Origin of the sequence: Micromonospora sp. NPDC048909, from assembly GCF_040649635.1 — a bacterium.
Lineage (GTDB): Bacteria > Actinomycetota > Actinomycetes > Mycobacteriales > Micromonosporaceae > Micromonospora.
This window is the reverse complement of sequence record NZ_JBEZFU010000002.1, coordinates 34,457-55,475: the sequence shown is the minus strand read 5'-3', so window position 1 is coordinate 55,475 and position 21,019 is coordinate 34,457. Positions and strand designations below refer to the sequence as shown.

The 21,019-nt window shown below is 73.1% G+C and carries 20 protein-coding genes; 5 read left to right on the top strand and 15 right to left on the bottom strand.

Annotation, left to right across the window (positions count from 1 at the left end; translation table 11 throughout):
* Positions 1-3: 3 nt before the first annotated feature.
* Positions 4-813 carry an enoyl-CoA hydratase-related protein gene (locus tag AB0C04_RS06445; protein ID WP_357049310.1) on the top strand — a complete coding sequence of 270 codons (810 nt, stop codon included), beginning with the start codon at positions 4-6 and terminating at the stop codon, positions 811-813.
* A 101-nt stretch (positions 814-914) separates the two neighbouring features.
* Here AB0C04_RS06445 and AB0C04_RS06440 read toward each other — a convergent pair whose 3' ends face one another.
* On the bottom strand, positions 915-1,679 hold the full coding sequence (locus tag AB0C04_RS06440; RefSeq protein WP_357049307.1) for an SDR family NAD(P)-dependent oxidoreductase: 765 nt from the start codon (positions 1,677-1,679) through the stop codon (positions 915-917).
* Positions 1,680-2,103: 424 nt separating this feature from the next.
* Here AB0C04_RS06440 and AB0C04_RS06435 point away from each other — a divergent pair, with 424 nt between their 5' ends.
* Together AB0C04_RS06435 and AB0C04_RS06430 are read left to right on the top strand one after the other, a co-directional pair.
* Positions 2,104-2,967 carry a hypothetical protein gene (locus AB0C04_RS06435; RefSeq protein WP_357049304.1) on the top strand — a complete coding sequence of 288 codons (864 nt, stop codon included), beginning with the start codon at positions 2,104-2,106 and terminating at the stop codon, positions 2,965-2,967.
* Between the two features lie 221 nt (positions 2,968-3,188).
* The gene (locus tag AB0C04_RS06430) at positions 3,189-4,091 is read left to right on the top strand and encodes a phytanoyl-CoA dioxygenase family protein (RefSeq protein ID WP_357049301.1); all 903 of its coding nucleotides are present in this window, start codon (positions 3,189-3,191) and stop codon (positions 4,089-4,091) included.
* Between the two features lie 245 nt (positions 4,092-4,336).
* On the opposite strand, the gene AB0C04_RS06425 is transcribed toward AB0C04_RS06430, so the two are convergent.
* From AB0C04_RS06425 to AB0C04_RS06390, 8 genes are all read right to left on the bottom strand, one after another.
* A complete protein-coding gene (locus tag AB0C04_RS06425; protein ID WP_357049298.1) occupies positions 4,337-4,975 on the bottom strand; it encodes an MOSC domain-containing protein in 639 nt (212 codons plus the stop codon).
* 152 nt (positions 4,976-5,127) lie between these two features.
* Entirely contained in the window at positions 5,128-5,958 is an 831-nt protein-coding gene (locus AB0C04_RS06420; RefSeq protein WP_357049295.1) for a carbohydrate ABC transporter permease, read from the bottom strand.
* Positions 5,955-6,944 (bottom strand): sugar ABC transporter permease, encoded by a 990-nt coding sequence (locus tag AB0C04_RS06415; protein ID WP_357049292.1) that lies wholly within the window; start codon positions 6,942-6,944, stop codon positions 5,955-5,957. Before AB0C04_RS06415 ends, AB0C04_RS06420 begins: the two co-directional genes overlap by 4 nt.
* A complete protein-coding gene (locus tag AB0C04_RS06410) occupies positions 6,941-8,230 on the bottom strand; it encodes a sugar ABC transporter substrate-binding protein (protein WP_350873990.1) in 1,290 nt (429 codons plus the stop codon). Before AB0C04_RS06410 ends, AB0C04_RS06415 begins: the two co-directional genes overlap by 4 nt.
* Before the next feature lie 216 nt (positions 8,231-8,446).
* Positions 8,447-8,734, bottom strand: coding sequence for a GlsB/YeaQ/YmgE family stress response membrane protein (locus tag AB0C04_RS06405; protein ID WP_357049289.1), 288 nt, complete (start codon positions 8,732-8,734; stop codon positions 8,447-8,449).
* Between the two features lie 380 nt (positions 8,735-9,114).
* Entirely contained in the window at positions 9,115-9,399 is a 285-nt protein-coding gene (locus AB0C04_RS06400; protein ID WP_357049286.1) for a GlsB/YeaQ/YmgE family stress response membrane protein, read from the bottom strand.
* A 339-nt stretch (positions 9,400-9,738) separates the two neighbouring features.
* Positions 9,739-11,616, bottom strand: coding sequence for a translation elongation factor 4 (gene lepA, locus AB0C04_RS06395; protein ID WP_357049283.1), 1,878 nt, complete (start codon positions 11,614-11,616; stop codon positions 9,739-9,741).
* 87 nt (positions 11,617-11,703) lie between these two features.
* Entirely contained in the window at positions 11,704-12,240 is a 537-nt protein-coding gene (locus tag AB0C04_RS06390; protein ID WP_357049280.1) for a DUF4240 domain-containing protein, read from the bottom strand.
* A 110-nt stretch (positions 12,241-12,350) separates the two neighbouring features.
* On the opposite strand from AB0C04_RS06390, the gene AB0C04_RS06385 reads away from it, so the two are divergent.
* A complete protein-coding gene (locus AB0C04_RS06385) occupies positions 12,351-13,346 on the top strand; it encodes a phosphotransferase (protein ID WP_357049277.1) in 996 nt (331 codons plus the stop codon).
* Positions 13,347-13,521: 175 nt separating this feature from the next.
* On the top strand, positions 13,522-13,788 hold the full coding sequence (gene rpsT / locus AB0C04_RS06380; RefSeq protein ID WP_350873984.1) for a 30S ribosomal protein S20: 267 nt from the start codon (positions 13,522-13,524) through the stop codon (positions 13,786-13,788).
* 217 nt (positions 13,789-14,005) lie between these two features.
* Here rpsT and AB0C04_RS06375 read toward each other — a convergent pair whose 3' ends face one another.
* From AB0C04_RS06375 to AB0C04_RS06350, 6 genes are all read right to left on the bottom strand, one after another.
* Positions 14,006-14,449 (bottom strand): hypothetical protein, encoded by a 444-nt coding sequence (locus tag AB0C04_RS06375; RefSeq protein ID WP_357049274.1) that lies wholly within the window; start codon positions 14,447-14,449, stop codon positions 14,006-14,008.
* Positions 14,446-15,426, bottom strand: coding sequence for a DNA polymerase III subunit delta (gene holA / locus AB0C04_RS06370; RefSeq protein ID WP_357050698.1), 981 nt, complete (start codon positions 15,424-15,426; stop codon positions 14,446-14,448). The genes AB0C04_RS06375 and holA overlap by 4 nt, the downstream gene beginning before the upstream one ends.
* Positions 15,427-15,664: 238 nt before the next feature.
* On the bottom strand, positions 15,665-18,058 hold the full coding sequence (locus AB0C04_RS06365) for a ComEC/Rec2 family competence protein (RefSeq protein ID WP_357050695.1): 2,394 nt from the start codon (positions 18,056-18,058) through the stop codon (positions 15,665-15,667).
* Between the two features lie 44 nt (positions 18,059-18,102).
* Positions 18,103-18,975, bottom strand: a complete 873-nt coding sequence (locus tag AB0C04_RS06360) for a helix-hairpin-helix domain-containing protein (protein ID WP_357050692.1) — start codon at positions 18,973-18,975, stop codon at positions 18,103-18,105.
* Positions 18,976-19,276: 301 nt separating this feature from the next.
* On the bottom strand, positions 19,277-20,044 hold the full coding sequence (locus AB0C04_RS06355; RefSeq protein WP_357049271.1) for an SDR family oxidoreductase: 768 nt from the start codon (positions 20,042-20,044) through the stop codon (positions 19,277-19,279).
* 85 nt (positions 20,045-20,129) lie between these two features.
* On the bottom strand, positions 20,130-21,005 hold the full coding sequence (locus AB0C04_RS06350; protein ID WP_357049268.1) for a DegV family protein: 876 nt from the start codon (positions 21,003-21,005) through the stop codon (positions 20,130-20,132).
* Positions 21,006-21,019: the final 14 nt, after the last annotated feature.

Genomic DNA, 21,019 nt, shown 5'->3' with positions numbered 1-21,019 from the left:
CGCATGACCTCTCCCGACGCGCTGGTGCGGGTCGCCACGGCTCGCGGGGTGACCACCCTCACCCTGGACAGCCCGCACAACCGCAACGCGCTCTCCACCCCGCTGATGACCCAGCTGCTCGCCGGGCTGGCCGCCGCGGTGGCCGACGACGCCGTCCGGATGGTGGTGCTCGACCACACCGGCCCGGTCTTCTGCTCCGGCGCGGACCTGAAGGAGACCGCCGCCGCGTACGCCAGCGGGACGGTGCCGGCCGGGATGCTCGGCGACGTGCTCGCCGCGGTGTGGGAGTGCCCGAAGCCGGTGCTCGCCCGGGTCGCCGGGCCGGCCCGGGCCGGCGGGCTGGGTCTGATCGCGGCGGCGGACCTGGCGGTCTGCGCCGAGGAGGCGACCTTCGCCTTCACCGAGGTACGGATCGGCGTGATCCCGGCGGTGATCTCGGCGACCGTGCTGCCCCGGCTGCACCCGCGGGCGGCGGCCGAGCTCTACCTGACCGGGGACACCTTCGACGGCCGGCGGGCCGCCGAGATCGGGCTGGTCACCGCGGCGGTGCCCGCCGACGGGCTGGACGCGGCGGTGGAGCGGTACTGCGCGTCGCTGGTGCGGGGGGCGCCCGGCGCGCTGGCCGGCGCCAAGCAGCTGCTGCGCCGCCCGGCCGTCACCGACCTGCGGGCCGAGATCGCCGAGCTGGCCGCGCTGTCGACCGGCTACTTCCTCTCCGAGGAGGGGAGGGAGGGCGTCACGGCGTTCCGGGAGAAACGATTGACTCGATGGGTGGCCGCTCTTGACGGTGGTCGCGCCGAGCATGCGGGCTAGCGCCGGGGCATGTGCCTCGGGTCGGCCGGGGCGGTCGGCTGGGACGGATTGACGCCGGGACGCCGCCACCGCGCGACGGCGTCCCGGCGTCCGTTCGTCCGTCACCAGGCGGTCGCGCCGCCGTCGACCGGGTAGTTCGCGCCGGTGATGTACGACGCCCGGTCGGACGCGAGGAAGACCACCAGCTCGGCGACCTCCTCAGGGCGGGCGAAGCGCTTGACGAGCGTCTTGTTGATGATCGCGTCCCGGGCCACCTGGTCGTCACCGAGGTCGCGCTCGCTGGCCGGGCTCAGGATGGGCCCGGGACTGATCGCCACCGCACGGATCCCGTGGGGCGCGCCTTCGAGCGCGAGTTGCCGGGTCATGCCGATGATGCCCGCGTTCGCGGCGGCGTGCCCGACCATCGGCGGGACGTGGCCACCGATCATGCCGGCCATGGAGGCGGCGCTGATGATGACGCCGCCGCCGCGCCGGACCAGGTGCGTCCAGGCGAACTTCGACACGAAGAAGGGGATGTCGAGTTCGCCGGTGATGGTGGCCCGCCAGTCCTCGACGGAGAAATCTGGCATCGGGCCGAAGCGGAGCGAGGCGGCGTTGTTGTAGACCACGTCGAGCCCGCCATAGGCCGCGACGGCGTCCTCGACCAGCTGGCGCACCTGCTCCGGATCGGTGAGGTCGACCGGCGCGATCCCCGTCATCTCGCCGCCGGCCCGTCGGACGAGTTCGACCGTCTCGTTGTTGCCCTCGACCTGGATGTCGGCCCCGACGACCCGTGCGCCTTCCCGCGCGAAGGCCAGCGACGCGACACGTCCCAGCCCTCCTCCGGTGCCGGTGATCAGCACTACCTTGCCGTCCAGCGTTCCCATGGAACTGCTCCTTGGTGTTTGCCCTGTCCGGACGGCTTGTGGCGGGCCGTTCGGGCACCTGCGGGACGTCGCCGGTTGAGCGACGGTCCCCCCTGTAATTGACATGTCAATCGTATGCAAGTGCTTGACCGGTCAACCACATTCGCCTCTGGTCGTCACGGTGACGCTCGCGACAGGTCGAGCCGGGCGAGACGTACGGTGCTCTGTCACGGTTTCGGGCATCTCGCACCAGACGCCGCCGGCCGGGTCCAAGACCCCGATTATCGTCGAACCGGGACGGACGGCAGGCCGATACGGGCAGGTGAGAGCGCGGCCGGAGGGGGAACGCCCGGTCGGTGCGGGCCGGCCCGGCCCGGTCCAAACCGGTCGGACGACCCGGATCGGCCGCTGCGGGACGTACGCTTGTCGGACTGTCGAACAGGGGGTGTGGGTGCGAACTCGGGCGGTCGTGGCGGGTGGCGTCGTTCTCGTCCTCCTCGCCGTGGTGGGAGTCCTGCTCGTCGTCCGACGGCTCGGCAGTGAGCTGCGCCTGCCGCTGGCCAGCCGGACCTGCACCGTGCAGGCCGACGGCCGGGTGGAACTCGACGCCGACCAGATGGCCAACGCGGCGACCATCGCGGCGATCGGCGCCAAGCGGGGCATGCCGGAGCGGGCCGTTGTGGTGGCGCTGGCCACCGCCTACCAGGAGTCCGGGCTGCGCAACCTCGCCAGTGGCGACCGGGACTCGGTCGGGCTGTTCCAGCAGCGACCCAGCCAGGGCTGGGGCACCCCGGAGAAGATCCGCGACCCCCGCTACGCGGCCGACCGGTTCTACGCCGCACTGAAGAAGGTGCGCGGCTGGGAGCGGATGCGGGTCACCGACGCCGCCCAGCGGGTGCAGCGCTCGGCCTTCCCCGAGGCGTACCAGAAGTGGGCCGACGAGTCGGCGGTGCTCAGCCGGGCGCTGCTCGGCGACGCGACCGGCGCGGTGGCCTGCACGGTGGGCCGTACCCCGGTGATGCGCGGCGAGGCGGCGGCGGCAGCGCTGACCCGCAACCTGGCGCTGGACTGGGGGTTGGCGAGCAGCGCGGTCCCGGTCGAGGTCACCGGGTTCACCCTCGCCGCGACCGACCAGCGCAACGGCTGGCGCTACGCCCACTGGCTGGTCTCGCACGCCCAGGACCACGGCGTGAAGCGGGTCCGCTTCGGCGACCTGGAGTGGACCGCCCGCGACGGCACCTGGAGCGCGGCCGGCGGCGATCCACAGGCCACCCCGCAGGTGGTGGCCGAGGTCTTCGCCGCAAGCTGACCCAGCCCGGATTTCCTTACCGGCAGTTACCGCACAATCCGTCAAAACCTCCCAAACCACGCAATGCCGGCCGCTCTCCACACGGACCGGAGTCATCCCGCTGCCGGGTGTCCGGCTCCGGCCAGAGCGCGTCCTCCGCCCTCCCCGACTCGGCGCTTTGCGCGTTACGATCGGCGGCCTGTGCCAGAAATGGATCCACCTCATGGGGAGGGGTACGACGGGTGTTCGATTACGGCGGCCGGACCGGCTACGAACCGATCAGCGACACTGACCGCAAGGAGTTCCACGAGCAGGGCTTCCTCCTGCTGCGCAACGTCCTGACGGAGGACCACCGGGCGGCGCTGGAGGCGGCAGTCGACCGCGTCTACGCGGAGGAGCAGGCCAAGGGCAACACCAAGAAGGACGGCACCCTGCACCTGCTGGGCTTCCTGGAGCGCGACGAGCTCTTCGGCGAGCTGCTGACCCACCCGATCGCCTTCCCATACATGTGGGGCCTGGCCGGCTGGAACATCTACACGCACCACAACCACCTGGACGTCACCCCGCCGGCCCTCGAGCCGGAGAAGCCGTACTGGGGTTGGCACCAGGACGGGTACCGGCAGAACTCCGACCCGGAGACGATGGACCCGAACCTGCCCCGCCCGATGTTCTCGCTCAAGGTCGCGTACGTGCTCTCCGACCTCTCCGAGACCGGGCGCGGCGCCACCAAGGTCATCCCGGGCAGCCACCTGTGGAACTCGCTGGACCGGCCCAAGGACCTGAGCGTGCACAACCCGGACCCGGAGGGCACGGTGGAGATCACCGCGAACCCGGGCGACGCCTTCATCTTCGACCGCCGGCAGTGGCACTCCCGCTCGACGAACCTGTCGAACATCACCCGCAAGATGCTCTTCGTGGGCTACACCTACCGGTGGATCCGCCCGCTGGACGAGCTGCACCCGGACCTGGACGGCGAGTGGTACCGCAACCGCACGCCGGTGCAGCGCCAGCTGATCGGTGAGGGCACCCACACCGCCAACTACTGGGGCATCAACTGGGACGGCTACGTCGACGACGAGATCCCGCTGCGCAAGGAGCTCAAGGAGCGCGGCCTGCTGGACCGCAGCGTCCCCTGGCTCCGCTGAGCCGATGAGGAGGGGCTCCCCGCCGCCGCCCCCGGGCGCGGCAGGGAGCCCCTTTGCCGTGCCCGCGTTCCCGCGCCGGCCCGGCCTGCTCCGCGGCCCGGCTTGATTCACCGGCCCGGCCCGGCCCGGCACGCTTCGCGGCCCGGTCGGGCTTCGCGGCCCGGTCGGGCACGGCGGCCCGGTCGGGCACGGCGCCCGGTTGGCTGCCCGCGCCGATGGTGGCGCGGCGCCGTCAGCGAGCCGGGTTACCGGCCGGCGAGGCGGCGGCGGACCTTGTCCTGGATCGACTCCGGCAACTCGGGGACGTCGAGCAGTCGAGGCAGCAGTTCGGGCTCCAGGCTGGTGGCCCGGAAGACCTCGCCGATGCTCACGCCGTGGGTGGGCCGGTCCACCACCTCGACCGGGTCGCCCGGGCCGATCTCCCCCTCGCGCAGCACCCGCAGGTACGCCCCGGGCAGGGCCCGGGCGGTGAACCGCTTGATCAGGTCGGGAACTCCCCAGAAGCCGGCGAAGGTGGTGCACGGCGTCCGGGGCTTGGTCACCTGGAGCAGCGCGGATCCGATCTGCCACTGCTCGCCGATCACCGCACCGGTCAGGTCGACCGCGTACGTGGTGAGGTTCTCGCCGAAGTTGCCGGGCCCGAGGTCGCGGCCCAGCTCGGTCGCCCACCAGCCGGCGTCCTCCTCCGCGTAGGCGTAGAGCGCCTGGTCCGGGCCGCCGTGGTGGGCCCGCTCGCCGATGAAGTCGCCGACCACCCCGTCGGCGCGGACCAGCACCGGCCCGTCGACCGGCCGCTTGTCGATTCCGCTGCGGCCGCTCGCGTCGCCGGCCCACTCCGCCTCGGTGACCACACCGAGGTTCACCGCTGCCACCCTGCCCGTCATGGCGGTCAGCCTAGCCGCGCCGCGCGCCCGCGTGGGCAGGGCTAGATCCACACCAGGCGGCGACAGTGCGGTATCCCCCGGCCACCGGAATCCGCCAGTTCGGCGACCTGGAGTCGATCACCGCTGACTCGTTCGGCCGGGCGGCCGCCCGGTCAGCCCTTGACCGCGCCGGCCACCAGGCCGGAGACCATCCGCCGCTGCACCAGCAGGAAGAACACGATCACCGGCAGGGTGAAGAGGGTGGACGCCGCCATCACCGGCCCCCAGGCGGTGTCGTCCCGACCGAAGAAGAAGGTCATCGCCACCGGCAGGGTGTAGCGATCCTGGTCGTTGATGAAGGTGAGCGCGAAGATCAGCTCGTTCCAGGCCGTGATGAACGAGAAGATGCTGGTGGCGACCAAGCCCGGGGCGACCAGCGGGAAGAGGATCCGCCGGAAGATCTGGATCCGGCTGGCCCCGTCGATCGCCGCCGCCTCCTCCAGCTCCTTCGGCACGGCGGCGACGAAGCCGCGCAGCATCCACACCGCGAACGGCAGCGAGAACCCCAGGTAGGTCAGGACCAGGCTGAGCAGGTTGTTGTAGAACCCGAGCCGCTGGATCATCAGGAACAGCGGGATGACCAGGGCCTCCAGCGGGATCATCTGCACCACCAGCAGCATGATCAGGATGCTGGTGCGCAGCCGGAACCGGAACCGGGCCACCGCGGTGGCGGCCAGCAGCGCGACCAGGCCGCTGAGCAGCACGGTCGCGACCGCGACCAGCGCGCTGTTGAGGAAGAAGTCGGCGAAGGTCACTCCGGGGATGAGGTTGCCGGTCAGGATCTCCCGGTAGTGCTCCAGCGTGGGGTGGGTGGGCACCGGTTGCGGAGTGGTCGAGAAGATCTCCCGGCTGGGCTTCAGCGACGTGGCGATCATCCAGTAGACCGGGAAGGCCGCGAAGAGCGCCACCAGCAGCCCGGCGCCGTTGAGCGCGACCTTCTTCACGACTCGTCCTCCTGCCTGAGCACCATCCGTACGTAGAGGCCGGTCACCACGAGCAGGATCAGGGTGAGGATCACCGCGATGGCCGCGCCGAGGCCGTACTTCGGCGGCGGCGAGAACGCCTCGGCGTACGAGTAGATGGAGAGCATGAACGTCGGCCGGTCCTGGGTGCCGCCGGCCAGCACGAACTGCTGGGTGAAGACCTTGAAGTCCCAGATGGTGGAGAGCACGATCAGGATCCCGAAGACCGGGCGCAGCAGCGGGAAGGTGATCCGCCAGAACACCCGCCACGGCCCGGCGCCGTCCACCCGGGCGGCCTCGTGCAGCTCGCTCGGCACGCTCTTCAGCCCGGCCAGCACGCTGACCGCGATGAACGGGAACGAGTGCCAGACCACCACCAGCGTCAGGATCGAGAAAAAGAGCAGCGGCGAGTTGAACCAGCCGTAGCCGGTCCAGTCACTGCGGCCGAAGAGGCCCTGCGACAGTCCGTCCGGCAGCGCGTTGAACAGCCAGGTGACCAGGCCGCTGGTGTCGTCGAAGATCCACTTCCAGACGATGGTGCCGGTCAGCGCCGGCGTCGCCCAGGCCAGCATCACGCAGCTGGCCACGAAGGTGGCCATCTTGCGGCCGAGCCGGTTGAGCAGCAGCCCGACCAGGGTGCCCAGGATCATCGTGAGCGCCACGTTGGCCACCGCGAAGAGCACGGTGTTGCGCAGCACCGTCCGGAAGAACGGATCGCTGAGGATCTGGGTGTAGTTGCCCAGCCCGACCCACGGCCACTCCCGGTCGCCCCGCAGCTGGCGGACGTTGTTGAGCCGGTGGAACGACATCACCACCACCTGGCCGAGCGGCCAGAGCAGCAGCACGCCAATGATGGCCAGACAGGGCAGGAGCAGCGCGTACGGCAGCAGGTTGTCGACCCGTCGACGCCGCCGCGCGGGGGTCTCCCGCGCGGGCGACGTCTCCGGTGCCTCGGTCAGCGTGGTCACTTGGCGTTGAGGATGCTTTCCATCTCCGCGGCCGCGTCGGCGGTGGCCTTCTCGACCGTCTTCTGACCCTTCATGACCGAGCTGTTCATCGCCTGGGTCACCGTCTTGGTACGGCTGACCTCCACCCACTTCGGGGTGAGCGGCGTGACCTTGGTGTTCTGCATCGTGGTCGCGAACGCCGACATGATCTTGTCATTGGTGTACTTCTCGCCGCCGACCAGGTCCTGGTAGACCGGGAAGAAGCCGAGGCTGTCGGCGAAGGTCTGCGCGTTCTTCTTGTTCAGCAGCACGGTCAGGTAGTCCCAGGCGAGATCCTGCCGCTCGCTGTCCTTCCAGAGGGCGATGTCCGAGCCGCCGGCGAAACCGGGTGCGGCCTTGCCGTCCGGGCCCGGGATCGGGAAGGTGCCCCACACCTTCTCGATGTCGGGGTTGTCCTTCTTGATCGCGCCCTGCTGCCAGCTGCCGGCGAACGCCATCGCCGCCTTGCCGGTGGCGAACTGGGTCCGCGCGTCGATCTCGTTCCACCCGGCGGCGGCCGGCGGGGCGACCTTGTGCACGGTCACCAGATCGGTCCAGAACTTGACCGCCTTCTGCGCCTCCGGCGTGGTGTAGCCGGACTTCCAGCTGCCGCCCTGGTCGGTGGCGATCTCGCCGCCGGCGCCCCAGAGGAAGGAGTAGAAGGGCAGCTCGGAGTTGCCGGGCAGGGCGATGCCGTAGGTGTTCGGCTTCTTGGCCTGCACGGTCTTGGCCACGGTCACCAGCTCGTCCCAGGTGGTCGGCGGCTTGACGCCGGCCTCGGCGAACCAGTCGGTGCGGTAGTAGATCGCCCGCACGCCCGCGTACCAGGGCACGCCGTACTGCTTGCCGTCGAGCTGCGCGTTGCGCACCAGGTCGGGCAGGATGTCCTTGCCGTCGGCCCAGCCGCCCATCCGGCCGCTCAGGTCGGCCAGCGCCTCCTGCGCCGCCCAGCCCTGGGTCTCGGTGTTGCCCAGCTCGGTGACGTCCGGCCCCTCACCGCCGGCGAGGGCGGCCTGGAACTTCTTCGGCGCCTCCAGCCACGGGATGTACTGCACCACGACGTCGGTGTCCGGGTGCTTCTGCCGGAACTCAGTCTCGACGGTGTCGAGGAAGCTGGTCTGGGCGTCGCTGCCCTCGCCCATCATCCAGACCGTCAGCTTGCTCGTGTCGGCCGCGCCGTCGTCGCTCGAGCCGCCACAACCGGCCAGCGCCATCGCGGCCGAGGCCACCACGGCGGTGACCGGGGCCAGCCGCTTCCACCTGTTCACGCCACATCTCCCCTCGCGCCGCCTGGCACTAACCTTCTCCGCCGCACCTTAGTAGGAAAAAATCCTTTACGACAGTGGGGCGGCCGGCGGAAGCGACGCGACCGTACCGCAGGCCGGGCGGAAGGGGCAGGGGTGGCACCGGGCGAATCCGGGCGTACCACGACGAAGGGGCGCCCGGCCGTCGGCCGGGCGCCCCTTCGTTGGTTGATCTACGAATTACCGGTAGTTGACGCTGCGCCGTCGGCCCACGCCGGCGACCAGGGCCACCGCGATGGCGGCCACCACGACCTGCACCAGCAGCTCGGCCCAGTCGACCCCGGCGGTCTCGGTCGCGATGCCCAGCGCGCGGGCCAGCACCGTACCGAGCAGCGCGGCGCCCACACCGATCAGCATGTGCAGCCACATCGGCATGTTCTGCCGGCCCGGAACGACCAGCCGGCCCAGCGCTCCGACGATCAGACCAACGACGAGCGCAGTGACGATGCCCCAAACGGTCAGCTCCACGATCGCCCTCCTCAAAGGAACGTCTCACACGTTTTGTGTGCTTACTGTCGTGACCACAAAGTTCCCGGTCGGTCGAGAAACCAAACCGACTTTCCGGGACAGTGGCCGCCGGACGCCCCCGGTACCGGCACGTTCTCCCGCGCTGCCGGCGCTCGACTCCGGTCGCCGTCGCTCGGCTCCGGTGGTCGGCCCCCGATGTGGCCGAAGGCCGGCGGCGCGGCGACGGTGAGGCGGGCGGCGGGCCGCGTCCGGCGCGGGCCGCGCCGCGAGGCGCATGCGGACGGGCGCCCGACCTCAGAGAGGTCGGACGCCCGTCGAAGAGTGCCCTTGCCACCGGTCGCCGGCCGGTTCGCCGGCGTCACCGGGTCATGCCGTGGCCGTTACCGCGTGACGCGGCGGCGTCGGCCGACGCCGGCCACCAGGGCCACCGCGATGGCGGCCAGCACGACCTGAACCAGCAGCTCGCCCCAGTCGATCCCGGAGGTCTCGGTGGCGATGCCCACCGCCCGCGCCAGCACCGTACCGAGCAGCGCGGCACCCACGCCGATCAGCATGTGCAACCAGATCGGCATGTCCTGCCGGCCCGGGACGACCAGACGGCCCAGCGCCCCGATGATCAAACCAACGATGAGCGCGGTGATGATGCCCCACACGGTCAGCTCCACGGTCGCCCTCCTTCAAGAATGTGTCACACGGTGTGTGCTCCCTGTCGTGGCCGATAAGTTCCCGGGCCGCCGAAACGCCAAACCGGTTCACCGCCGACACCATTCGGCGGGAGTCGATGCGATCCGCCGCGCCGGCACCCGCCCGAGCACCGTCCACGCAGGTCGGAGGCGGTGCCGCCGGGCCGAGGGCCCGAGCCCGGGCAGCGAAAATTTCCGCCACCACCGCATCCGGAGACGCGAACGGCCGGCGCCCCGGGCCCGGGTGGACGGGACCTTGCGGTCCCGGCCCCGGGCGGGGCGCCGGCCGTCGTACGTCGTCGACGCCGGAGGGGTGCGCGGCTACTTCTTGCCGGCCGCCTTGCCGTCACCGCTGTCGGAGGAGAGCGCGGCGATGAAGGCCTCTTGCGGAACCTCCACCCGGCCGACCATTTTCATCCGCTTCTTGCCCTCCTTCTGCTTCTCCAGCAGCTTGCGCTTACGGCTGATGTCACCGCCGTAGCACTTGGCGAGCACGTCCTTGCGGATCGCCCGGATCGTCTCCCGGGCGATCACCCGGCTGCCGATCGCCGCCTGGATCGGCACCTCGAACTGCTGCCGGGGAATGAGGTTGCGCAGCTTCGCGGCAATGGTGACGCCGTAGTTGTACGCCTTGTCCTTGTGCACGATGGCGCTGAAGGCGTCCACCGGCTCGCCGTGCAACAGGATGTCCACCTTGACCAGATCGGACGCCTGCTCGCCGGAGGGCTCGTAGTCCAACGAGGCGTAGCCCTTGGTACGGCTCTTGAGCTGGTCGAAGAAGTCGTAGATGATCTCGGCCAGCGGCAGCGTGTAGCGCAACTCCACCCGGTCGGCGGAGAGGTAGTCCATGCCGAGCAGGTTGCCGCGCCGCCCCTGGCAGAGCTCCATCACCGCGCCCACGTAGTCGTTCGGGGTGAGCACGGTCGCCCGCACGGTCGGCTCGTACACCTCGGCGATCTTGCCCGTGGGGTACTCACTCGGGTTGGTGACCACGATCTCCTGGCCGTCCTCGGTGATGGCCCGGTAGACCACGTTCGGCGCGGTGGAGATCAGGTCGAGGTTGTACTCCCGCTCCAGCCGCTCCCGGATGATCTCCAGGTGGAGCAGGCCGAGGAAGCCGCAGCGGAACCCGAAGCCGAGCGCGCCCGACGTCTCCGGCTCGTAGTCCAGCGCGGCGTCGTTGAGCTTGAGCTTGTCCAGCGCCTCACGCAGGTTGGGGTAGTCGGACCCGTCGATCGGGTAGAGGCCGGAGTAGACCATCGGCTTCGGGTCCTTGTAGCCGCCCAGCGCCTGCGTGGCCGGCCGGCTGTTGATGGTGACCGTGTCGCCGACCCGGGACTGCCGGACGTCCTTCACCCCGGTGATCAGGTAGCCCACCTCGCCGACCCCGAGCGCGTCGGCCTTCACCATCTCGGGCGAGATGACGCCGATCTCCAGCAGTTCGTGCACCGCGGCGGTGGACATCATCTTGATCCGGTCGCGGGCGCCGATCCGCCCGTCGATCACCCGGACGTAGCTGACCACGCCTCGGTAGACGTCGTAGACCGAGTCGAAGATCATCGCCCGGGCGGGGGCCTCGGGGTCACCGACCGGCGGCTTGAACTGCCGGACGATCTCGTCGAGCAGGTAGGGCACCCCCTCGCCGGTCTTGCCGGAGACCTTGATGCAGTCGGCCGGGTCGCCGCCGATCAGGTGGGCCAGCTCCTCGGCGTACTTCTCGGGCTGGGCGGCCGGCAGGTCGATCTTGTTGAGCACCGGGATGACGTGCAGGTCGTTCTCGAGCGCGAGGTAGAGGTTGGCCAGCGTCTGCGCCTCGATGCCCTGGGCGGCGTCGACCAGCAGGATCGCGCCCTCACAGGCGGCCAGCGAGCGGGAGACCTCGTAGGTGAAGTCGACGTGACCGGGGGTGTCGATCATGTTGAGCACGGCCTGCTCGCCGGCCCGGTCGCCCTCCCGCACGGTCCACGGCATCCGGACGGCCTGGCTCTTGATGGTGATGCCGCGCTCGCGCTCGATGTCCATCCGGTCGAGATACTGGGCACGCATCTGCCGGGGGTCGACCACGCCGGTGAGCTGCAGCATCCGGTCGGCCAGGGTCGACTTCCCGTGGTCGATGTGGGCGATGATGCAGAAGTTCCTGATCCGCGCCGGGTCGGTGGCACCAGGAGCGTTCGCGCCGGAATCGAGCGTCGGTGGCACAGCTGTCCGTTCTGGTCGGCTGACGTGAGCGGGCCGGCGTGACGCCGGCCCCCTCTATGCTCCCACGCCGCTCCGGACGCGGTCGGATCACTCCTCCGGCGGCTCGACGAAGAGCGCGGCGAGGCGCGGCAGCCGCCGTCGGGCCTCCTCCTCGTCGTCGAAGTCCCAGAAGTCGTTGAGGTCGGGCGTGGTGACCGGGTCGCGGTCGGCCGGCAGGTCGGTCGCGGTCGCCTTCCGGTAGGCCTCCCAGGGCACCGCCAGCATGTCCTCCGACTGGAACTCCTCGCCGGTGAGCGCGGCGGCACGGATCTGCGGCAGCTCGGCCAGCGAGTCGGGGTCGGCGGTGGCGCGGGCGTAGACCTCCCGGCCCTGGGTCATCAGCCAGCCGCGGAAGTATTCGAAACCGTCGTCGGAGGCGCCCCCGTTGATCAGGTAGGCGGCGCCCCACAGGTCGACCCGGAACGAGGCGGCGAGCACCCGCCGCTGGTGGTGGGCGTAGCCGACGATGTCGGCCGGGTCGCGCTCGGCCAGCAGCGCCACCGCCCGGGCCGCGACCGCGCTGGCCTCACCACCGCCGCCGGCCCGGGCCCGGTCGATCAACTGCCAGAAGTCGTCGGTCCTCATGGCCTGGCAGTCTCGCAGACCGCCCGGCCCGGGCCCGGCGGGACGAGCCCGGCGCGGGCCCGGAAGTCGTCGGTGTGCACGGCTGCATCCTGCCGGCCGGGTACGACAGCATGGGAGACGTGCCCGCCGACCCAGCACCGCCGTACCACGCGACCGCCCTACGACCGGGCTGGGACGAGTTGCCGGCCGGCCTGCGCTCGGCGGTGGCCGCCCGGCTGGGCGGCCCGGTCACCGCCGTCCGGGTCGCCGGGGCCGGCTTCACCCGGGGCTTCGCCGCGGTGCTGACCACGGCCGACGGGGCGTCCGCCTTCGTCAAGGCGGCGACGCCGGCCGACCAGCCCCGGTTGGTCGACTGGTACGCCCGGGAGGCCGCCGTCCTCGCCCGGCTCCCGGCCGGGCTGCCGGTCCCCCGGCTGCGCTGGACCCTCGACGCGGCCGGCTGGTACGCCATCTGCCTGGACGCCGTGAACGGCCGCACCCCGCGGCTGCCCTGGGCGCCGTCGGAGCTCGCCGCCACCCTCGCCGGGTACGCCGAGGTCGCCGCCGCGCTCGCGGACCCGCCGGCCGACCTGCTCGCCCTCGACCCGCCCCGGCTCGCCGACCTGGCCCGCGAGGACATCATCTGGTGGGGTGAGGTGGCCGCCGGCCGCGAGCCGCCGCCCGCGCTGCCCGCCGCGCTGGCGGACCGCCTCCCCGAGCTGGTCGCGCTGGAGTCGCGGCTGCCCGGGTACGCCGCCGCCGGCCCACCGGACGCGTTGATCCACGGCGACCTGCGGCTGGACAACGTGCTGATCGGCCGGGACGGCCGGGCGTGGTTCTGCGACTGGGCCTGGCTGTGCCGTGGCCCGGCCTGGTTCGACCTGGCGGGCCTGCTGATCACCGGTCACGCCAGCGGGTTGGACGTGGACCGGCTCTTCGCCGACCATCCGACCACCGCCGGCGCGCCCGCGGACGCGCTGGACGTGACGCTGGCCGCGCTGGCCGGGTACTTCCTCACCACCGCGGCCGCGACTCCGCCGACCGCCTCCCCGCTGATCCGCACGCACAACCGGTGGAGCGGCGAGCAGGCGCTGGCCTGGCTGGCGGCCCGCCGGGGTTGGGCCTGACCGGTGCCGGCGGCTCGGGCATGATGGTCCGGACGATCCGCCCCGGCGACGTCGTCCCGAGCCGTTTTGGCTCGTCCCGGTCCGACCTGGTAACCTGGCTTTTCGCGCGGCGACGACGCATGCTCCGTCACGCGCACAAGCTGACCAACCCGAGCTATCAAGACGAGGCTGTCGCGTGGCGAACATCAAGTCCCAGATCAAGCGCAACCGGCAGAACGAGAAGCGCCGGCTGCGGAACAAGTCGGTCAAGTCGTCGCTGAAGACCGCCATCCGCAAGTTCAACGAGGCCGCCGAGACCGGCGACGTCGAGCAGGCCACCGCCCTCATGCAGGACGCCTCGCGCAAGCTCGACAAGGCGGTCAGCAAGGGTGTGATCCACGCCAACCAGGCCGCGAACCGCAAGTCCGCGATCGCCAAGCGCGTGGTGACGCTCGCCGCCTGACCTGGCGGTTCCATAACTCACTGGAAGCCCTCGGCACCACGCCGAGGGCTTCCGGCTGTCTACGGCCGGACCGTGCCGGTCGAGGGTCGGGCCACGGCGGTCGGGAGTCGGGTCGCGCCGGTCGCGAGTCGGACCGCGCCGGTCGCGGGTCGTGCCGATGGCGGGTCGGGCCGCGCCGGTCGGGCGCCGAGGGCGGTGCTGGGTCGGGGCGGTGCGGTCAGGACGGCGGAGCGGTGCGGTGCCGGCCGGCTCCGGCGTCGTCCGCCCGGGCGGCGGGCTCGGTGGAGACCACGATCCCGGGCACGCTGTGGGTGACCCACTCCACCCGGGCGCGCCCGACGACCGGCTCCATCTGCCGCCGGAACCGGTCCCGCTCCTGCTCGGGTACGAGCGCGGCGGAGCGCACCACCACCGCGGCCACCATGTCGTTGAGCTTGACCATGACCGCGACGGCCGCCGGCAGGACCAGCACAGCCCACCAGGTGACCAGCTCGGCGAGGGCGAGCAGCACGGCCAGCGCGACGGCGCCCTCGAAGAAGAGGAAGCAGAGCACCCCGCCCGGGTTGACGAATCGCAGCCCGAGGGCCCGGGCGTAGAGCGGGCGGTACTGCTCCTCGTCGGCCGGGAGCGTGGCCCAGCTCATCCGGGTCGGTCCGGTCACCGGGCGCCACCCGCGCGGGCCGCCGCCACCGAGAAGACAGCCCGCTCCAGCGCGTACGCCCGGTCGTCGGAGCCGCCCTTGACCGCCGCGTTGCACTCGGCGGCGACCTGCATGGCCTGGACCAGCCCCTCCGGGGTCCAGCCGCGGCCCTGCCGCTGCGCCCGCTCGATCTTCCACGCCGGCATGCCGAGGCTGCTCGCCAGCTGGTAGGGGCTGCCCCGGCCCGCGGAGGCCACCCGGGCCACGGTGCGGACGCCGTCGGCGAGGGCGTCGGCGATCGGCACCGGGTCGACCCCGACGTGCAGCGCCCAGCGCAGAGCCTCCAACGCGGCCGGCACGTCGCCGACCATGGTGGCGTCGGCCACCGTGAAGCCGCTCACCTCCACCCGGCCCCGGTAGTAACGCGAGACCGTGTCCGCGCTGATCCGCCCGTCGGTGTCGGCGATCAGCTGCGAACAGGCGGCGGCCAGCTCGCGAAGGTCGTTGCCGACCGCCGCGATCAACGCCTCGGCGGCGTCCTCGGTGCACTTGCCACCGGCCCGGCGGATCTCGTCGCGGACGAAGGCGACCCGGTCCCGGTGCCCCTTGAGCTTCGCCGCGGGCACCACCGTCGCGCCGGCCGCCTTCAACCCCTCGGCGAACGCCTTCCCCTTGGCCGCGCCGAGGTGCAACACGATCAGCTGCACCTCCGGGTCGGGGTTCTTCGCGTACGCCAGCAGCGCCGCCACCAGGTCCTTGCGGGCGTCCTGACCGGAGCGCAGCACCAGCACCCGCCGCCCGCCGAACAGGGACGGGCTGAGCATCTCGGCGATCTCCCCCACCGCGAGCACGCCGGCCTGGTACTCGCGTACGTCCACGTCGGGGTCGACGCTGCGCGCCTTCGCGACGGCTTCGGCCACCGCGCGCGTGGCGAGCAGCTCCTCATCGCCGAGGACGAGCAGAATGGGGGCGAGGCTGGCGGGGGTCACGTCGCCCATATTCGCACGCCCCACGGTGGGATCGTGCCTGCTCATCGGCCGCTCGGGCGGCGGAGCCCGCACTCAGTGCAAATCCAGACATTTATTTCAATTACCCAGATAAGCCAACAAATCGCCACCCAGGACGGTGTGGACCTGGCCGGTGAAGTTCAGGTGCACCGCCCGCCGCCGGTGGACCTGGCCGGTGCGCGGGTCCGGATCGCCGGTGGACCGTCCCGGCCGGCCGTCGCCCGGCCGGTCAGGGCTGCGTCCCGGGGCGGACGCCCCGCGCCACCACCGCGAGGCCGGCGTCCCCGCGCACAGCCGCCACGTCTCCGTCGGTGTCGGTACGCAGCACCCGCACCCCGCCTCGCGAGAGCCGCGCGAGCAGCGCCGGGTGCGGATGCCCGTACGTGTTACCCGCCCCCACCGGCACCAGCGCGACGGCCGGGCGGACCGCGTCCAGGAAGGCTCCGTCCTGATAGCCCGACCCGTGGTGCGCCACCTTCAACACCTCGGCCCGGAACGCGCTGGGCGGCATCCGGTCCAGCAGGGCCTGCTGCTCCTCGGACTCCGCGTCACCCGGAAGCAGGATCCGCACCCCCGCCACCGTGGCGCGCAGCACCAGCGAGTTGTTGTTCGGATCCGACCGGGTGCCGCGCAGCGGGTACGGCGGGCCGAGGACGACCAGCGCCACCCCACCGACCCGGTACGTCCAGCCGGCCGGCGCAGTGACCAGCCGCGCCCGCCCACCGGCCGCCGCCGCCCGGACCAGTTCCTGCCCGGTCTCCGGCTCGCTCCACCCCGGAGTGAGCACCTCGCTCACCCGCCGCCCACGGAACACCCCGGCGACCCCGCCGACGTGGTCGGCGTGGAAGTGGCTCACCACCAGCAACGACACCTCACGGATGCCGAGCCGGCGCAGGCAGCCGTCCACGGCCGCCGGCTCCGGCCCGGCGTCGACCACCACCGCTCGCCCGGCCGCGACCGGCAGCACCACCGCGTCGCCCTGCCCGACCGCGCAGACCACCACCACCCAGCCGGAGGGTGGCCAGCCCCGGGCGACCAGCCGGACCGGCAGGGTGCCGAGCACCACCGCGACGGTCACCACCGCCACCAGCCGGCGCACCACCGGCCGCCGGGTGGCGACCAGCAGCGCCACGGTCAACGCCGCCAGCAGCAGGGCGCCCGGCACCCCGCCCATCCAGGGCAGCGTGCCCGCCGGCAACGCGGCGCCGTGCCGGGCCACCAGCACCAACCAGAGCGCCGGCCAGCTCGCCAACCACGCGACGAACTCCGCACCGGCCGGCCAGAGCGGTGAGATCATCGCCGCCAGCACCCCGAGCACCGTGGCCGGCGCGATGGCCGGCACCGCCAGCAGGTTGGCCGGCACCGCGACCAGGCTGACCGTGCCGGAGAGACCGGCGACCACGGGTCCGCAGGCCAACTGGGCGGCCGCGGGCACGGCCAGCGCCTCGGCCAGACCGGCCGGCACGCCTCGCCGGCGCAGCCCGTCGCGCCAGCGCGGGGCGAGCAACAGCAGGCCGCCGGTGGCGAGCACGGAGAGCGCGAAGCCCGGGTCGCCGGCCAGTTCGGGGTCGACCAGCACCAGCGCGGTGATCGCGGCGGCCAGCGCGGGCAGCGCGGCACGGGGACGGCCGGCGGCCAGCGCGGCGAGCCCGATCGCGCCCATCGTGCCGGCGCGCACCACGCTCGGCGAGGGGCGGACCAGGATGACGAAGCCCACCAGGGCCACCGCGCAGAGGCCGGCGGCGAGCCACGGCCCGGCCCGGGACCAGCGGGCGAGCAGGAGCACCGCACCCACGACGATCGCCACGTTGGAGCCGGAGACCGCGTTGAGGTGGGTCATGCCGGTGGCCCGGAAGTCCTCCTCGACGGTGGGCAGCAGCCGGCTGGTGTCGCCGACCACCAGCCCCGGCAACAGCCCACCCTGCTCGGCGGGGAGCGGCGCGCAGGCCCGTTGCAGCCCGTCGCGGAGCGATCCGGCGGCGCGCTGCGGCCAGGACGGTGGACCGCGCCGCAGCGGCGGACCGGCGGCGCTGAGCACGGCGGCGGTGAGGTCGCCGCCGCGGGGCAGGCCGAGCCGCACCTCCGCGGTGAGCCGCTGCCCGGGCAGCAGTCCACGCCAGGCCGGGTCGGTGGCCAACGCCAGCACCCGGACGGACGCGCTGACCCGCTGGCCGTCCGGCCCGACGAGGCCGACCAGCCGGGCGGGCACCAGCAGGGTGGCCGGGCGGCCGGGGGCACCGCGGATCGGTCGTGGATCGTCCCGTACGACCAGCTCCGCGGTGACGCTCGCCCGCTGCTCGGCGAGGGCGCGCAGGGCGGGCGCGTCCCGTACGGCCAGCCGGGCGGCGGTGGCCGTGCCGCCGCAGACGACGCCGAGCGCCACCGCGACGGCGATCCAGCCGTAGCGACGGACGGCGGCCCGCGGCCGACCGAGCAGACCCAGCAGGTGCAGCGCACCGACGGCCGCCAGCGCGGCCGCCACCCCGGCCATCAGCAGCGCGCTCGACGCGTCGAGGTACAGCCCGGCCAGGGCGCTGAGCCAGGCCGCCACCGCCAGCCCGGCCAGCCGCAGGTCCGGCGGGTCGGCCGCCAGCGACGTGCCGGGCGAGGGCTGCTCCGGCACTGACGATCGAGCGGTGGCGGCGTGTGGCGGGCGCGGTCGGCTGCTCACACCGTCACCAGTTCCTTGAGCTGCTCGTAGCGGGCGTCGCCGATCCCCTCGACCTGCCGCAGGTCGCCCACCGACCGGAAGCCGCCGTGCTGCTCGCGGTGGCTGAGGATGCGCTGGGCGAGCACCGGGCCGACCCCGGGCAGCGCGTCGAGCTGCGCCAGGGTCGCGGTGTTGAGGTTGACCGGCCCGCCTGCGGCGGGGGCCGCACCCGCGCCGGGCGGCGCCGCACCGGGCGCCGGCTGGCCGGCGGCGCCGGGCGGCGCTGGCACCCCGACCACGATCAGCTCGCCGTCGACGACCTTGCGGGCCGGGTTGAGCAGCGCCACGTCGACCCCGGGCAGCGCCCCACCGGCTGCCGCCACCGCGTCGGCGAGCCGGGCGCCGGGGGGCAGCCGCACCAGCCCGGGACGGCGTACCTTGCCCGCGACGGCCACCACCAGCTCACCGGCCGGGGTGGCACCCGCCTCGGTGACATCGGCCGCGACGGGAGCGTCGGCGCTCGCCGGTGACGGGACCGGCTCCGCGTGGGGCCGGGAGCGCCAGGCCCAGAGCCCGGCCCCGAGCACCACCACCACGGCGACGACCGCCAGGGCGCGCACCCCACGCCGCCCGGGATCGAACGCACCCGGGCCGGGCAGCCGGGCCACCGCAGTTGCCGCCGGCTCGCCCGCCGCCGACCGGTCAACCCCCTCGTCGGGCGAGGCGACGCGCACCCCGGAGGTCGCACCGCCCAGCGGCGTAGCCGAGGCCAAATCGTCCAGCAGCGCGGCCGACGCCGCACGGTCCGGCGGCGCACCGGCGGCCGGACGGTCCAGCGGAGCACCCGACGTCGCGAGGTCCAGCGGCGCGCTGGAGGTCACGAGGTCCACCGACGCATCAGCGACCGGGCGGTGCAGCGGCGCGCGGTCCGCCGGGGCGGGGTGGGTCGGCTGTATCGCGACCGGGTCGGCGAACGACGAGTCGGCTGCCGGCGCCGGAACGGTGGGCGGTGCGGCCGTCAGGCGCAGCAGGCGTTGCCGTACCACGGTCTCGTCGTCGTGTGACACGGCATGACGCTACGGCCGCTACCGGCCGGGACAGCCCCGCCCGGCGACGGCTGTGGACGGCCGAGCGGGCTGTGGAAAACTCCCTGATCACGCTGGTCTGTGCTAGCAGGGTCGGCGCGGCAGGTCAGTGCGCCTCCGGGTCCAGGCCGAGCGCCGCGCGCCCGCCGTCGACCGGCAGGGTCACCCCGTTGACGAAGCCCGCCGACGGCGAGAGCAGCCACGCGACGGCGTCCGCCACCTCCTCGACCCGACCGATCCGGCCCACCGGATGCAGCCGGTTCAGCTCGGCGCCGATCCGGGCGGCCTCGGCCGGGTCCTGCCCGGCGAGGAAGTCCGCGTGCCGCTCGGTGCCGATCGAGCCGAGCGCGACCGCGTTGGTCCGGATTCCCCGCGGCCCGTACTCGACGGCGAGGGCCCGGGTCAGCCCCTCGACCGCCGCCTTCGCGGTGGCGTACGGCAGGCAGCCCGGCACCGGCCGGGTGGCCTGGTGGGAGGAGACGTTGACGATCGCTCCGCCGGTGCCGTTGGCGAGGAACCGGCGGACCGCCGTCGCGGCGCCCGCGACCGCCGGGCGCAGGTTGGCCCCGATCAGGGCGAGCACCTCGCCGACCGGCGCGGCGTGCACCGAGGCGTCCCGGAACACCGCCGCGTTGTTGACCCACCCGGTCAGCGGCTCGGCCCGCTCGGCGAGGTCGGCGGCGCGGGCGATGACCTCCTCGTCACCGGCGTCGCCGACCACACCCACCAGACGGTCGGCGGCCGGATGACCGGGGAGCCACCCGAGCGCCTCGGCGTCGTGCTCGACCACGACCACGGTGCCGCCGGCGGCCAGCAGCCGCTGCACGACGGCCCGACCCACGCCCCGGCCTCCGCCGGTCACCACAGAGGACATTGCCGCTGCTCCTCTCCCGGCAGATACGACGGCCGGCCCTGCTCAGCCCGGCGTTCCCAAATCTGGGGCAGTTCGACAGCGTCCGTCAGGTCTGGCCGGGGTCGCCGGAACCCGCCGGACGACGGTGCACCACCACGCAGGCCAGGCCCGGTCCGGCATGCGCGGCGACCACCGCGCCGGCCTCCGACAGGTACGTCTCGCGCACCTGGTCGCCGAGCCGCTCGATCAGCGCGGCGCGCAGCGCCTCGGCCCGCTGCGGCGCGGCGAGATGGTGCACGCCCAGGTCGACCTCGGCGTTGCCGGCCGCATCGACGGCCAGGTCGATCAGGCGTGCCACGCCCCGACTGGCGGTGCGGACCTTGTCCTTCAGCACGATCGCCCCGTCCGGCATGTGCATGATCGGCTTGACCGACAGCGCGGTGCCGAGCAGCGCCTCGGCCGCGTTGATCCGGCCGCCCTTGCGGAGGAACTCCAGGGTGTCCACGTAGAAGTAGATGGTGGTCCGGGCCACGGCGTCGAGCGCGGCCTGGCGTACCCCCGCCAGGTCCGCGCCCCCGGCGGCGGCCTCGGCGGCGGCGAGCACCGGGAAACCCAGGCCCAGGCCGGTGGAGCGGCTGTCGACCACCGCGACCCGCCCGCCCAGCTCGTCGGCGGCCAGCCGGGCCGCCTCGACCGTGCCGGAGAGCTCCGCCGACAGGTGCACCGACAGCACACCCTCCGCGCCGGCGTCGAGCAGTTTGCGGTACGTCTGCGCGAACTGCTCCGGGGCGGGGCGGGAGGTGCTCGCCGAGACCCGCCGGCCGCTGAGCGCCCGGGTCGCGTCGGTGGGGTGGACCTCCACCCCCTCCAGCCCCTCCGCGCCGTTGAGCACGACGGTCAGCGGCACCACGGTCAGCCGATGCGCGTGCACCAGCTCGGGCGGGAGATAGGCGGTGGAGTCGGTGACGACCGCGACGGGCATGCCCGGCACGCTAG